Below are 13,737 nucleotides of genomic sequence, written 5' to 3' on the forward strand. Positions count from 1 at the left end.
TGTCCGTGCACAGCCACACGGCAGCCCAACAAGACGCTGCCACCGCGGGGTTCGGGGGGCCCGCCCCCCCCCCCCCCACCCCCCCCCCCCGGGGGGCGGACCCCGAGCCCACCCCCGCCCCCCCCGGGGGGCCCCCGCGGGCCCCCCCCGCGCCCCCCGCCCCTGTCGTACGGCGTCCCGAGTCAGCCCTGCTGGGCCTGACCGCCCTGCTGGCCGCCACCCGGGCCGCCGCAGCCACCGCCCTGACCGCCGCCGGGGCCACCCTGACCACCGCCGGGCGCGCCGCTCGGCATGCCCGACGGTGCGCCCGACTGGTTGCCGCTGGGAGCTCCCGACGGCGCGCCCGAGGGGGCGCCGCTCGGCCGCCCGGACGCGTTCCCGGTCGGCATGCCGGACGGCATCCCGGACGGCATCCCGGACGGTGCCTGACAGGCCTGCTGACCGGAGTTGCCGCTGTTCGAGGACGACGAGTCGCCCGAGCCGCAGGCCGCCAGGACCAGAGGCGAGAGCGCCAGCAGGGCCACTGCGGGAACGAGACGCACACGCTTCATGAGAGACAACTCCAGGGAAGATGAGGGAACTTTGAGAAGCGCACTCAACCAACGCCCCTTAAGGCTTCCTTGGGGGCGTGCTGTCCCCGGCCTGTCAATCAGGTAAAGCGCGAGTCAAGGCACCGCGCTGACCTGGACTTTCACTCGGAGCTTTCGACTACTCGCTGGTACAGGTCCGTGACAGAAACGCCCGCGGACCGCAACTCCTCGCGCACAACGCCCCCGACGGACCGCGTGACGGGCGCCCCTTCGAACCGCCCGTGCCGGCCCCCGAAGGAGCCGGCCTCTACGAACGGCCGGCCGCGCGGCCGGGCCGGGAGCCCGTCAGCCGAGCCTGACCCGGGCCAGCTGGCGTGACTGCGCCACCAGCCGGTCGGCGCTGTCCCAGACCTCGGCGTCCTCCTCCAGGAAGCCGCCGGCGAGGTTGCGGGTGGTGATGGAGACGCGCAGCGGGCCCGGAGCGGGGCGGCAGCGGACGTGGACCGTGAGCTCGACCGTCGGGACCCAGCCGGACAGGCCGATCTCGAAGGCGGTGGGCGGAAGGGCGTCCACCGCGAGCAGGAGGGACAGCGGGTCGGCGTCACGGCCGTCGGCGAGGCCGAACCAGGCCCGCATCTCCCCCTTGCCGGACGGCTGTCCGAGCGCCCAGCCCAGGGTCGACGGGTCGAGCTTGAGGAACAGGCGGTCGGCGATGGCCGAGCTGCCGGGGACGGGGCTCGGGCCGTCCTGGGGGCCGAAGCACTGCTCCAGCGGCGGGATCGCGGGCGGCTTCGCCGACGTACGGACGTCGTCGGGGAGGGAGTCGAGGTCGCCGTAGGAGGCGAGGACGCGGATCCGCTCGACCTCGTTGCCCTCGGCGTCGTACTGGAAGAGCGAGGCCTGGCCGGTGGAGAGCGTGCGGCCGGTGCGGACGAGGTCCGTGCGGACGACCGCCGGGCCGGGCTGCGACGCCGTCAGGTAGTGCGCCGAGATCGTGAACGGATCCGGGTGCGGCAGGGCGTCGGCGAGGGCACGGCCCAGGACGGCCAGCAGATAGCCGCCGTTGACGGCGCTGATGATGGTCCAGCCGGCCGAGAGGTCGATGTCGTAGACGCCGGGTTCGCGGCGGGTGAGCGCGGTGTCCCGGTCGAACTCGCTGTCGCCGACCATGGCCCGCACGGCCGGTGCGGAAGCTGCTTCTGGCATACCTGAACCGTACAAGAAGTGACTACTAAGCGGTAGCTTTGGATGTTGCCGCTACGTGACATCGGACCGCGCACCCGGGTGAGGTTCCGGCAATTTCTTGGTAAGTGCCCGTACTCGTCCGTAACCCGGGGCCCGTCATTGCCCTCTATGGGGACATGAGCCTTACCGGGACCGCGTTCCTCTCCACCCTGATCGTGCTGTCCATCGTCGCCGTCGCGCTGCCGCTGCTGCTGTGGTCACGGATGCGGGGCCCGAGGGTCGTCCGCGTGGCCGCCCGGATGCTGATGCTGCTGTTCGCCCAGGGCACGGCCGTCGCCCTGGTCTTCACCCTGGTCAACAACGCCAACAACCTCTACGACAACTGGGCCGACCTCCTCGGCACCGGCAGCCATGTCCAGCAGGCGGCCGACCTCGGTTCGGACGGCACCGGCGGCATAGCGCTGGAACGGCTGCCCAAGGTCGGACAGCGCTTCACCCACGCCGACGGACGGGGCATGCACGCCGCCGGCGGGGTCCGCGTCACCCAGCTGAAAGGCCGGGTCTCCGGCATCGACGCCGAGGTCTACGTCTGGCTGCCGCCGCAGTACGACGAGCCCGCCTACCGGCATCACAGGTTCCCCGTCGTCGAGGTGCTGCCGGGCTACCCCGGATCGGCGAAGGCGTGGTTCGGCTCGTTGCGCGCACACGAGCAGCTGCTGCCGCTGATGCGCTCCGGCCAGATCGCGCCGTTCATCCTGGTCGCCCCGCGGACCACGCTCCTCGCCGGGGTGGACACCGGTTGCGCGAACGTCCCGGGCACGGTCAACGCCGACACCTGGCTCAGCGTCGACGTGCCGAAGATGGTCATGGACAACTTCCGGGCCGAGCCCGCGCCCAGCGGCTGGGCGGTCGCGGGCTACTCGGCCGGCGCGCACTGCGCGGTCAAGCTGGCCGTCGCCCACCCCGACCGCTACCGGGCCGCGGTGAGCCTGTCCGGCTACAACGACCCGATCGGCGAACGCGACTCGCTCACCGCCCAGAACCCGGCCCTGCGCGCCGCGAACAATCCCTACCTGATGCTGCGCGGGGCGACCACCCCGCCCCCCGTCGCGCTCTATCTCTCCGGCCAGCCCCACGACGGCTACGAGGCCGCCGTGGCCCTGGAGCAGACCGCGCAGGCGCCGACGCGCGTGCACGTGGTGTACGTCCCGAGGAGCGCGGGCGGCCACACCATGGCACTGTGGCGGCCTCAGGTGGTCCCGGCGTTCCGCTGGCTGACCCAGCAGTTGGGCCGGCACCACGTCACCGTCAGGGGCGCTACTCCTCTCGTACCGTCGACCGGCGATTCCACGCGCGCGGCGCTCGCCAGTGGTACTTCATCGCGAGCAGGCGCAGAACGAAGGCAGTGAGGGCGGCGAATCCGCTGGCCAGCGGGGTGAGGGCGTCGTAGCGGATGCACACCACGACCATGATGGCGCCGACCATGGCCGGCACCGCGTACAGGTCGCGGTCCCAGCGCAGCAGCGACGGCACCTCGTTGGCCAGCACGTCCCGCAGCACACCGCCGCCGACGGCGGTGGCGAGTCCGAGGGCGGCCGACTGGGGCAGCCCGAGCCCGTAGTCGTACGCCTTCGTCGTGCCGGCGACGCAGAACAGGCCGAGGCCTGCCGCGTCGAAGACGTTCACGCCTGCCTGGATGCGCTCCACGTGGGGGTGCAGGAAGATGACCAGGAGGGCGGCGAGCAGCGGCGTGAGGAAGTAGCCCAGGTCCGTGAACGCGGCCGGCGGCACCGCGCCGATGATCAGGTCCCGGAACAGCCCTCCGCCCAGCGCGGTCACCTCGGCGAGGACGGCGATGCCGAAGACGTCGAAGTTCTTGCGGACGGCCAGCAGCGCACCCGAGATGGCGAACACGAAGATGCCGATCAGGTCGAGCGTGTGCTGGACGGAGGGACTGAATAGTTGCTGGAGCACCCTCACATTCTTACCTGCCGCAGGGTATGGACCTTACAAAGCGAGGCCTGCGGGGCAGATTGCTCCTGAACATGCCGAACGGGAGACCGCCATGAGTCGTCTTCGGACGCGGACGACTCTGCGCTCTCCCGTTTGGGCATGTGCATGACTTCGACATCTCGCCATGCGCTACTTGTCGGTCGACTCCTGCTTCTCGGCGTCACCGGGCTCGGGGGCATCGGCCTCGGCATCGGCGGGCTCGGCGTCACCGAGCTCGTCAGACGCCTCAGCGGAAGCCGCCTCCTCGGACGGGGCTGCCTCCTCGGCGGCAGGCGCCTCCTCGGTAGAAGGCGTCTGCTCGGTGGAAGGCGTCTGCTCGGTGGAAGCCACCGCCGCCGCCGCCACCGCCGCCGCCACCGCCGCCGACGTCTCGGCCGACTCGGCGAGGACCTCGTCCGCCACCAGCTCCGCGGCCTCCTTGGCAGCGGTCAGCAGCACCGTGTCCTGCGGGGCCTGGTCCGCGAAGTTCTCCGGGTGGTGGCAGGCGACCTGCTGGCCGGGCCGCAGCTCGATGAGCTTGGGCTCGGTCGTCCTGCAGATCTCCGTCGCCTTCCAGCACCGGGTGTGGAACCGGCAGCCGCTCGGCGGCGAGATCGGCGAGGGCACATCCCCCTTGAGCAGGATGCGCTCGCTCTTGGCACCCCGGCGCTTGGGGTCCGGGACCGGCACCGCCGACATGAGCGCCTTGGTGTACGGGTGCATCGGTGACTCGTACAGCGAAGTGCGGTCAGCGAGTTCGACGATCTTCCCGAGGTACATCACCGCGATGCGGTCCGAGACATGGCGCACCACGGACAGGTCGTGCGCGATGATCACGTAGGTCAGGCCCAGCTCCTGCTGGAGGTCGTCCATCAGGTTGACGACCTGTGCCTGGATCGACACGTCGAGCGCGGAGACCGGCTCGTCGGCGACGACCAGCTTCGGCTTCAGGGCGAGCGCGCGGGCGATGCCGATGCGCTGGCGCTGACCGCCGGAGAACTCGTGCGGGTAGCGGTTGTAGTGCTCGGGGCTCAGACCCACCAGCTCCAGGAGCCGCTGGACCTCCTTCTTCACCCCGCCCTCCGGCTCCACGCCCTGGAGCCGGAAGGGCGCCGAGACGATCCCGCCGATGGTGTGCCGCGGGTTCAGTGAACCGTAGGGGTCCTGGAAGATCATCTGGATGTCCCGCCGCAGCGGACGCATCCCGGCCGCGTTCAGCCTCGTGATGTCCTTGCCCTCGAAGTGGATCGAGCCGCCGGTCGGGTCCTGGAGCCGCGTGATGACCCGGCCCATCGTCGACTTGCCGCAGCCCGACTCGCCGACCACGCCGAGGGTCTCGCCCTTGCGTACCTCGAAGTCGAGACCGTCGACCGCCTTGACCGCGCCGACCTGCCGCTGGAGCACGCCTTTGCGGATCGGGAAGTGCTTCTGCAGGCCCTCGACCTTGAGCAGCACCTCCCGCTCCTCGGGAGCCGACGCCTGCTGCGGAACCGAGGAGGCCACGTCCGTTTTCTTCGTCTCACTCACAGCTTCGGCGCAATCTCTTCGGTCCAGATCCGCGTACGGTCCTCCGGCGAGAGGTGGCACGCGGAGAAGTGTCCGCTGCCGACCGGCTGGAGCTCCGGGCGCACGGTACGGGTGACATCGCCCTTGGGGACGTCCGCGTACGGGCAGCGGGGGTGGAAGGCGCAGCCCGAGGGGACGTTGATGAGGCTCGGCGGCTGACCCTTGACCGGGATGAGCCGCTCGGAGGTCTCGCGGTCGATGCGGGGCATCGAGCCGAGCAGACCCCAGGTGTACGGGTGCTGCGGGCGCTCGAAGACGTCGTCCACCGAACCTCGCTCCACGCACCGGCCGCCGTACATCACCAGGACGTCGTCGGCGATCTCGGCGACCACGCCGAGGTCGTGGGTGATGAGGACGACCGCGGAGCCGAACTCCTTCTGCAGGTCCCGGATGAGGTCGAGGATCTGCGCCTGGACGGTCACGTCGAGGGCGGTCGTCGGCTCGTCCGCGATGAGCAGCTCGGGGTTGTTGACCAGCGCCATGGCGATCATCGCGCGCTGGCGCATACCGCCGGAGAACTCGTGCGGGTAGCCGTCCACGCGCTTGGCCGGCTCGGGGATGCCGACCCGGTCGAGCATCTCGATCGCCCGCTTGCGGGCGACCTTCTTGCTGACGTCGTGGTGGACCCGGTACGCCTCCACGATCTGGTTGCCGATCGTGTAGTACGGGTGCATCGCGGACAGCGGGTCCTGGAAGATCATCGCCATCTCGCGGCCGCGCAGCCGGCGCACCTCGTCCGGGTCGGCGCCGACCAGCTCCTGGCCGCCGAGCCAGATCTCGCCGGACATCTGCACGTTCTTGCCGCGCGCGCCGAGCCGGTGCAGGCCCATGATCGCCAGCGAGGTGACGGACTTGCCGGAGCCGGACTCGCCCACGATGCAGAGGGTCTTGCCCTTGTCCACCTGGAAGCTGAGCCCGTCGACGGACTTGACCAGACCGTCGTCGGTGGGGAAGTGCACCTTGAGATCGCGGACCGCGAGGAACGCGTCGGGCGCGTTCGACGGCGAGCTCGTGGGTTCGCCCACGGCGGCACCGGTCTTGGAGAGTTCGGTCACGAGAGCCTCACGCGCGGGTCGGCGGCGGCGTACACCAGGTCCACCAGGAGATTTGCGATCACGACGAAGACGGCGGCGAGCAGGGTGACGCCGAGGATCGGGGGCAGGTCGTTGTCGGTGATGCCCTGCACCGCGTACTGGCCGATGCCGGGCAGCGAGAACACGGTCTCGGTGATCACGGCGCCGCCGAGCAGCAGGCCCAGGTCCATACCGAAGACGGTGATGATCGGGGTCAGCGCGGCCCGCAGCCCGTGCCGGGCCACGACCTTGCGCTCGCGCAGGCCCTTGGCGCGGGCCGTGCGGATGAAGTCCTCGTTCATCGTCTCCAGCATGCCCGAGCGGGTGAGCCGCGCGTAGATGGCGGAGTAGAGGAGGGCCAGAGAACACCACGCGGGGAAGAGCGTGTTGGCCCACTGGGCCGGATTCTCGGTGAACGGTACGTAGCTGCGGCCGAAGATCGGCCACTGGTAGGTGAAGAGCAGCAGCGCCAGGTTGCCCGTGAAGAACATGGGCAGCGAGACACCCGCGAGCGCGACGCCCATGAAGGCGCGGTCGAAGAAGCTGCGGGGCTTGAGCGCGGAGACCACGCCGATCAGCACACCGGACACCAGCCACAGCACAGCGGCGCCGGCGGCCAGTGAGATCGTCACCGGAAGGCGCGAGGTGAGCTGCGGCCAGACCGCGACGTGGTTCTTGAAGGAGTAGCCGAAGCACGGCGCGTCGCAGTGCGCCGTCGTGGGCCCCAGGTTGTAGGTGGCACCGGACACGATCCCCTTGATGAAGTGCCAGTACTGGGCGTACAAGGGCTGGTCCAGACCGAGGTTCTGCTTGACTGCGGCGATGTCGGCCTTCGTCGGGCTCTTTCCGATGTACTGCTGCGCGAGCTGGTCGGCGGTCTGGCCGGCCATCCGTGGCAGCAGGAAGAAGATCGCGAAGGTGACCGCGGTGACGACCAACAGCAGGATCACTGCCGCGAACGTCCGACGGAGGATGTACGAGATCACGGGGACCGGCGTCGGTGCCCGCGGGCCGCGAAGCCCGCGGGCACCAATGCCTTCACCTGCCTTCCGGGGCTACTTCTTGGTCGTGCCGATGTTGAGGTAGTCGTACTGACCGCTGAAGGCCGCCGTGGACACCAGGTTGGTGAAGTTGGCCGGGCGGTACAGCAGGACCTTGAAGTAGGTCAGCGGGACGATCGCCGCCAGGTCCATCGTGCGCTTGTCGATCTCGCCGTACATGCTGTTGCGCTTGGCCTCGTCCTGGGTGGCGATGGCCGTCTCCAGCATCTCGTTGACCTGCTTGTCATCGAGGTACGAGATGTTGGTGTTGCCGGACGCGCCGATCGCGTCGCCGTGCAGGATCTGCTGCAGGAAGCCGTAGCCGCCGGGCCAGTCGGCACCCCACTGCATCATGTGCAGACCGATGTTCTGCTTCTTGTCGAACGTCGGCACACCCGCGTAGTCGGTGAAGTACTTGCCCGACGGGTACTGCTTGAGGGTGGCGTTGATGCCGACCTTCTTCAGCGAGGCGATGATCGCGGTGGCCGCGTCGATCTCCTGCTGACGGTCGCTGCGCGCCGAGATGTTGGTGGTGATGGTCGACTTGCCGCAGGCCTTCAGCTGCTCCTTGGCCTTGGCGACGTCACCCTTGTTGCCCGTGGTGGCGTAGACGTCGGCCTTCTGGTAGCCCGGGATGTCCGGCGGCAGGACGGTGGTGGCGATGTCACCGCGGATCGGGCCGCCCTCGGCGGTCTGCACGGAGACCTTGTCGATGGCGTACTCGACGGCCTTGCGGCAGGCGACGTTGTTGAACGGCGCGACCTGGGTGTTGATCGCCATGTAGACCAGGCGGCCACCGTAGGTGTTGTCGGTGTTGGCCTTCAGCGAGGCGTCGTTGACGATCTTCGCCTGCGTCGCCGCCTGGACACCCGTACCGCCGAGGTCGATCGCGTCACCGGCCTGGACGTCCTGGTCGATGGTCTCGGCGTTGACCTTGAGCTTGACGACGATCTTGTCCGGGTACTGCTTGCGCAGCGGGTCCGTCGACGCGTCCCAGTTCTTGTTGCGGACGAGGACGGCCTGCTTGCCCTCCTCGTAGCTCTGGAACTGGTACGAGCCCGAGGACACGATGCTCTTGACGTAGTCGATGCCCGTGTCCTTGGCCTGCGGCACCGGAGCCGTCTGCGGCGTCGCGACCAGGTAGTCGAACTCCTGGAAGGCGCGGTTGAGCTTGAAGACGATCGTGGTGTCGTCCGGCGTCTCGATGGACTTCAGGCCCTCGGCGCTCTTGTCCTTGTAGGGGCCCTTGTACTTGTCGCCGCCATCGAGGAACTGCTGGAAGTAGTTCGGGCCGAGGGAGAGCACGTCACGCGCGAAGTTGGAGCGCTCGACGGCGTACTTGACGTCCTTCGAGGTGATCGCGGTGCCGTCCTGGTACTTCAGGCCCGAACGCAGCTTGTACGTCCAGGTCTTGCCGCCGTCGCTCGGCACACCCGCGCTCGCGGCGAGGTCCGGGACCAGCGTGTTGCCCTCCTCGCCCGCACCGGGCTTGAAGGTCATCAGCGGGCGGGCGTACAGCCGGCTGAGGTTGTACATGTACGCGTAGTACGTGTTGCCGGGGTCGAAGGAGTCCGGGACGTCGCTGTACTCGTACGTGACCGTCCCACCCTTCTGGGTGGAGGCGTTGACGACGTCCTTGGTCGCTGCGTTGGCCCCAGCCGACTTGTTCCCGTTTTCCTTGTTGTCATCGGCCTTGCTGCAACCTGCAAGCAGCAAGCTCACACTGCCGATGGCCGCGACCGCGGCCAGCGCTGACCTTCGCATGATGGTCTGCTTCCCCTCCATTGTCGGAAACTTGTGGACTCTCACCGCGACCGGATCAGCGGCTGCGCGGGTCGAGAGCGTCGCGGAGACCGTCGCCGAGCAGATTGAACGCCAGCACGGTCACGAAGATGGCGAGACCAGGCACGATCATGTACTCCGGGTCCACCTGGTAGAAGTCGACCGCCTGGTTGAGCATGCCGCCCCAGGACGCCTGCGGGGGCTGGATGCCGACGCCGAGGAAGCTCAGGGACGCCTCGAAGAGGATGTTGGTCGGGATGAGCAGCGTCGAGTAGACGATGATCGGGCCCACGAGGTTCGGCAACAGCTCCCGGAAGAGGATGTACGGGCCCCTGGCCCCCATCCCCCGCGAGGCGTCGACGAACTCCCGCTCACGCAGGGCCAGCGTCTGACCTCGGACGATACGGCCCAGATAGGGCCAGTTGAAGAAGCCGATGACGAAGATCAGCACACTGATGTGCAGCGGCAGGCCCTCCAGCCCGAAGGCACCGCCCTGCAGGGTGGCGGAGATGGCGATCGCGAACAGCAGCAGGGGGAACGCCAGGAAGGTGTCCATCAGCCGGCTGATGATCGTGTCGACCCGCCCGCCGTAGTAGCCGGCCACCACACCGAGGACCGCGCCGATCGTGTTCGACAGGATCGTGGCGCCGAAGGCGACGACCAGCGACACCCAGGAGCCCTCCAGGATGCGGGTGGCGATGTCGCGGCCGAACTTCGGCTCCACACCGAGCGGGTGGTCCCAGCTCATGCCGCCGAAGTCGCCCTTGGGCAGCGAGGTGTTGGGATCGATCAGGTCCTGGTGCAGGGCGTTCGGGTCCAGGCCGAACAGCGCCTGGAGGGGCCGGGAGAGCACCGCGAGCAGGATGAGCAGGATGACGATCACGCCACCGGCGACCGCCACCTTGTCCTTCTTGAAGCGGGACCAGGCGATCTGCCCCAGGGAACGGCCCTCGATCTGCCCCTTCTCGACACCGACGAGCACAGCCTCCGGCTGTACCTCGGCTGCCGATCCGGTGGTCTCGATCGGTGCGGTCACGGTGACCCGACCCCTCTCGCCGGTGGTGACCGGCCTTCATCCGCCGCTGTAGACGGCTTGGTTCACTTACCTGCTACGCGGCCTGCGCCGAAGGAGTGCGGCCCAGCTGTCCAGTTGATCCTGGATTGGCGCCGATAGGCACTCGCTCACTGGATCCACGGCCTCGCGTCTGAGAGGCGAGTCTTCAACGCATTCACGATCACACGCCAGGCCTCACAGAGAATGTATGCGCAACCGTGATGCCGATCTGGGTGATCCGTTATCCGAACACGGGGCTTCGCCCTCCGGAGATCGGCCTTCCGGCTCCCCGCGTCGCGATGCGAACAAGCTCTCCCGGCAAGGTACTTGCCGGGCCTGGGGCCGACCCGCTTCCCTCAGCGGGTCGAAGGGGCCGTCGTGAACTGCGCGGATCGGGTCACCGCGCACTCGCTCGCGGCCAAGGCCCCAGCTCAGGCCAGGTATCGCCGCGGCTGATCCCCCGTTGGGGACGGCTCACGCACCACCGTCGCCAGACCTCACGGCCGCCGGGGTCGGCGGTCCGTAACGGCTGCCGGGGTCGGCGGTCAGTAGGGGCGCGAGCCCGGGTAGCCGTAACCGCCCGCGGGAGCCTGGGCCGGGGCGGCCGCCGCGTGGGCCTCGCGGTCGTAGAAGGGGCGGGCGTTGGCCCGCATCCACATCACGACCGGGTCGTGCTCGTCGGACATCGCCACGGTCGACACCGGCAGCCCGTCCGGCACCGCGCCGATGGACTGCTGCATCATCCCGCGGACGGAGTCGACGGCGGGCGGCGAGGTGTCGTACACGTCGAGGCCGATGGCGAGGTACGGCGCCCCGAGCGCGGGCTGCACCCAGGCGCGGCGCAGCGCGCGGACCGCCGGGGTGCGGTGGGCGTTCTGCGCGAGCAGGGCGTAGAACTGGGGGATCTCGATTCCGGGCTCGGACAGCCGCAGCGGGCCGGCCGGCTGGCGCTCCAGGCCCGTCGCGATCCGGCGCAGGTCGAGCCAGGGGATGCCGAGGCCGCCGCCGGGGGCGTGCGGGTTCAGCCAGAGGCCGAAGTGGTCGGGGTACAGCGTGCGGGCGACGTCGAGGCCGTCGACCACCTCGTACGAACGGTTCCAGCCGCTGGCCGAGAGCTCCTGGGCGGAGGTGACACAGGGCGCGTAGCCGTAGCCGTCGACCTCCATGTTCCCGTACTGGGCGTCCGGGGAGCCGGCCTGGCCGTGCCACAGCAGCATCCAGACCTGGCCGGAGGACGGGGTCGCGAGCGCACGAAGGAGCGCCTCGTAGGCGTCGTAACGCCCGGGCGTCACCTGGCGCAGCATGTGCTCGACCTGCCCGGTCGCGGCAGTGCCGCTCGCGCTCACCCTTTACCGCCCCTTCGAGAAACGTGGCCTTGGATATGAAACCACCTTAGGTGGCTCGTTAGACAACAGCCGCCCAGGAGTTCGAGGGTTGTTCTGCGTTCGGGGGTTGTTCCGCGTCGGCGGGTGCGGTCGTTCTCAGTGGCCCCGTTGGTAGAACGGGCGTACCCGCTCCCGCATCCAGTCCGTCACCGGGTCCTCGACCACGTCCAGGAGGACGAGGTTCACCGGCCACTGGACGGCGACCTCGGCGAGTGCCCGGCCGAGCGCGTCCATGGGGAGGACACGCAGGTCGCCCTCCCACTGGGACAGTTCGACGCCGACGAACAGGACGGGGTCGCCGGTCTCGATGGCGGCCAGGCAGCGGCGGGCGGTCAGTACGACGCCGGTGTCGGCGAACTCGGCCGAGGCCGCGGCGAGGAAGTCCACCGGGTCGTCCTGCCAGTCGGGCTCGAACAGCCGCACCCGGCCGCCGCCGGCGAACCCGTCCAGCGGGGTCCGCCCGCTCCGGCACAGCTCGGCCACGGCGGCCGGCGGCAGCGGGATGCCCACCACGCCGTCCGGGTTCACGACGATGCCGACCTGCGGCGGCAGACCGCGGGCGAACTCCACGGCGGGCGCGACGGTGTACGACATGTGCGAGCCGACGACCTGCCGGAACTGCTCCTCGGAGCTGAAGACCGGCACGTACACCTGGCCCTCGATCTCCAGCGTGGGCAGGTCGAGCGGGCCGCTGTGCGGGCCTCCGCCGTTGGGCAGCGGCACCCAGACGAAGCTGCGGCCGAGCACCTCGACGATCCGTCCGCCGGCCGTCGGGACGCCGAGGGAGGCGGCGAGCACCTCCTCCAGCTCGTTGCCGGGCCATCCGCCGTGCGAATGGGGGTGCGCCTGTGCGGGGAAGCCCGCCGGGAAGTCCGCGGGAAGGTCCGCCGGGAAGTCCATCTCTCTACCGCCTGCTGGAAACCGCTGCTGTGGCTGGAAAGGCTAACCGGTACGGACCCCGACGGAATCGTCCCGGAGACCGATCCGCCGCCTGCCACGAACCGATCCGCGCGGACCGCGCCTCCGTTCCGCCGCGGCCCCACCGCCCCGGAAACCCGTCCGGCTCAGGTCGTGAAGGCGATCCGGCGCAGTACGTCCGCCGCGTTCCGGTCCAGCAGCACCGCCGAGCCGCAGCCCGGGGGCAGCTCGCCCTTCTCCACGGCGCGCAGCAGGCGGGCGGCCGCGCGGCGGTGGCGCAGGAAGGCGTAGCGCGAGACGCCCCGGCCGCGGTCGTGCTGGCCCTCGAGCGCCGTGCCGGGGGTGACGTCGAGCAGCAGCAGGTGCAGGGTGCCGCCCCGGCTGCGGGCCTCGCGGGCCAGCCAGTCGCGCACCCAGGTCTGGGTGCCGCAGTCGTGCACGACGACTCCCTCGCCGGTGCGCAGGGCGCGGCGCAGTCCGGCGTAGTGGGCGAGGCGGACCAGCGGGCGGTAGACGGCGTACGGGAGGAAGCGCGGCGCCCGGGCGTCCCAGCGGTCGCGGGTGTCCTGGGAGTCGATGCGTACGCCCCGTACCGCCCGCCGCATCAGCGTGGACTTGCCGCTGCCGGGCAGGCCGGTGATCACGACCAGGTCGCGGGGGCCGAAGACCAGGCCGTGCGGGCTGTGCCCGGAGCGCTCGCGCAGATCGCGGACGACCGGCGCCGGCCGCGGGCCGCACGCCTCCACGGCCGGGGCCGCGGGCTGCTTGGGCAGTGCCGCGGCCGAGCTGGTGGCGTACGCCGTGATCCTGTTCACCGTGATCGTCCTCCCCTGGGGTCAGGTAAGTCCTTTCCCCACCGAGCGTAAAGAGAAGGTAATGCGCGGTGTCTCGCTTTTTCGTTCGCGTACCGCCACAGCCCGGTTACAGATGCGGCCTGCCCCTCGGCGGGCGATGCGTGCAATGATGTGCGCGCCAACTGCATACCGGCCGCTTGAATCCGCGCGGGAGAGTCCCCAGCAGCAGTGCTGCACTGGGGCGCCGAAGGAGCAAGTCCCTCCCTTGAATCTCTCAGGCCCCGTTACCGCGCGGGCGAGGCACATCTGAAAAGCGGGCCGCTGCGTCAGCGGCTCCACCCAAGGTGCAACCCATGATCAGGTGTGATCATGGCGAACCTCTCAGGTTCCGATGACAGATGGGGAGGAAAGACCTCGC

The 13,737-nt window shown here is 69.7% G+C and carries 12 protein-coding genes and 2 riboswitches; of the genes, 1 reads left to right on the forward strand and 11 read right to left on the reverse strand.

Translation table 11 applies throughout. The features are described from left to right. Nucleotides 1-182: 182 nt before the first annotated feature. Both ABT114_RS46595 and ABT114_RS46600 read right to left on the reverse strand, forming a co-directional pair. Nucleotides 183-551 (reverse strand): hypothetical protein, encoded by a 369-nt coding sequence (locus ABT114_RS46595; RefSeq protein ID WP_351152398.1) that lies wholly within the window; start codon nt 549-551, stop codon nt 183-185. 324 nt (nt 552-875) lie between these two features. Beyond that, nucleotides 876-1,736, reverse strand: coding sequence for a thioesterase family protein (locus tag ABT114_RS46600; RefSeq protein ID WP_351152401.1), 861 nt, complete (start codon nt 1,734-1,736; stop codon nt 876-878). Between the two features lie 155 nt (nt 1,737-1,891). Here ABT114_RS46600 and ABT114_RS46605 point away from each other — a divergent pair, with 155 nt between their 5' ends. Continuing rightward, nucleotides 1,892-3,124, forward strand: coding sequence for an alpha/beta hydrolase (locus tag ABT114_RS46605; RefSeq protein WP_351152403.1), 1,233 nt, complete (start codon nt 1,892-1,894; stop codon nt 3,122-3,124). Here ABT114_RS46605 and ABT114_RS46610 read toward each other — a convergent pair. From ABT114_RS46610 to ABT114_RS46650, 9 genes are all read right to left on the reverse strand, one after another. After that, a complete protein-coding gene (locus ABT114_RS46610) occupies nt 3,033-3,689 on the reverse strand; it encodes a trimeric intracellular cation channel family protein (RefSeq protein WP_351152406.1) in 657 nt (218 codons plus the stop codon). The two genes, ABT114_RS46605 and ABT114_RS46610, sit on opposite strands and share 92 nt — an antisense overlap. A gap of 168 nt (nt 3,690-3,857) precedes the next feature. Further along, nucleotides 3,858-5,234, reverse strand: a complete 1,377-nt coding sequence (locus ABT114_RS46615) for an ABC transporter ATP-binding protein (protein ID WP_351152408.1) — start codon at nt 5,232-5,234, stop codon at nt 3,858-3,860. After that, nucleotides 5,231-6,328: an ABC transporter ATP-binding protein gene (locus ABT114_RS46620; RefSeq protein WP_351152411.1), complete on the reverse strand. Its 1,098-nt coding sequence runs from the start codon at nt 6,326-6,328 to the stop codon at nt 5,231-5,233. The genes ABT114_RS46615 and ABT114_RS46620 overlap by 4 nt, the downstream gene beginning before the upstream one ends. Then, entirely contained in the window at nt 6,325-7,332 is a 1,008-nt protein-coding gene (locus ABT114_RS46625) for an ABC transporter permease (RefSeq protein WP_351152413.1), read from the reverse strand. The genes ABT114_RS46620 and ABT114_RS46625 overlap by 4 nt, the downstream gene beginning before the upstream one ends. Nucleotides 7,333-7,401: 69 nt before the next feature. Next, entirely contained in the window at nt 7,402-9,150 is a 1,749-nt protein-coding gene (locus tag ABT114_RS46630) for an ABC transporter substrate-binding protein (RefSeq protein ID WP_502988515.1), read from the reverse strand. A 55-nt stretch (nt 9,151-9,205) separates the two neighbouring features. Beyond that, complete coding sequence (locus ABT114_RS46635) at nt 9,206-10,204, reverse strand: ABC transporter permease (protein ID WP_351152418.1); 999 nt, start codon at nt 10,202-10,204, stop codon at nt 9,206-9,208. 563 nt (nt 10,205-10,767) lie between these two features. Continuing rightward, nucleotides 10,768-11,568, reverse strand: a complete 801-nt coding sequence (locus ABT114_RS46640) for an enhanced serine sensitivity protein SseB C-terminal domain-containing protein (RefSeq protein WP_351152420.1) — start codon at nt 11,566-11,568, stop codon at nt 10,768-10,770. Between the two features lie 135 nt (nt 11,569-11,703). Further along, the gene (locus ABT114_RS46645; protein ID WP_351152423.1) at nt 11,704-12,507 is read right to left on the reverse strand and encodes an enhanced serine sensitivity protein SseB; all 804 of its coding nucleotides are present in this window, start codon (nt 12,505-12,507) and stop codon (nt 11,704-11,706) included. 164 nt (nt 12,508-12,671) lie between these two features. Then, nucleotides 12,672-13,346, reverse strand: coding sequence for an AAA family ATPase (locus ABT114_RS46650; RefSeq protein ID WP_351152508.1), 675 nt, complete (start codon nt 13,344-13,346; stop codon nt 12,672-12,674). Nucleotides 13,347-13,517: 171 nt separating this feature from the next. Continuing rightward, a riboswitch (glycine riboswitch) is annotated at nt 13,518-13,619 on the forward strand. Next, a riboswitch (glycine riboswitch) is annotated at nt 13,620-13,727 on the forward strand. Nucleotides 13,728-13,737: the final 10 nt, after the last annotated feature.

Origin of the sequence: Streptomyces sp. NPDC002088 (assembly GCF_040296605.1) — a bacterium.
GTDB lineage: Bacteria > Actinomycetota > Actinomycetes > Streptomycetales > Streptomycetaceae > Streptomyces.

Bases quoted from the DNA above. Each gene is read 5' to 3' on its own strand.
- ABT114_RS46600 (WP_351152401.1), bottom strand. From the start codon at position 1,736: ATGCCAGAAGCAGCTTCCGCACCGGCCGTGCGGGCCATGGTCGGCGAC.
- ABT114_RS46595 (WP_351152398.1), bottom strand. From the start codon at position 551: ATGAAGCGTGTGCGTCTCGTTCCCGCAGTGGCCCTGCTGGCGCTCTCG.
- ABT114_RS46645 (WP_351152423.1), bottom strand. From the start codon at position 12,507: ATGGACTTCCCGGCGGACCTTCCCGCGGACTTCCCGGCGGGCTTCCCC.
- ABT114_RS46630 (WP_502988515.1), bottom strand. From the start codon at position 9,150: ATGCGAAGGTCAGCGCTGGCCGCGGTCGCGGCCATCGGCAGTGTGAGC.
- ABT114_RS46605 (WP_351152403.1), top strand. From the start codon at position 1,892: ATGAGCCTTACCGGGACCGCGTTCCTCTCCACCCTGATCGTGCTGTCC.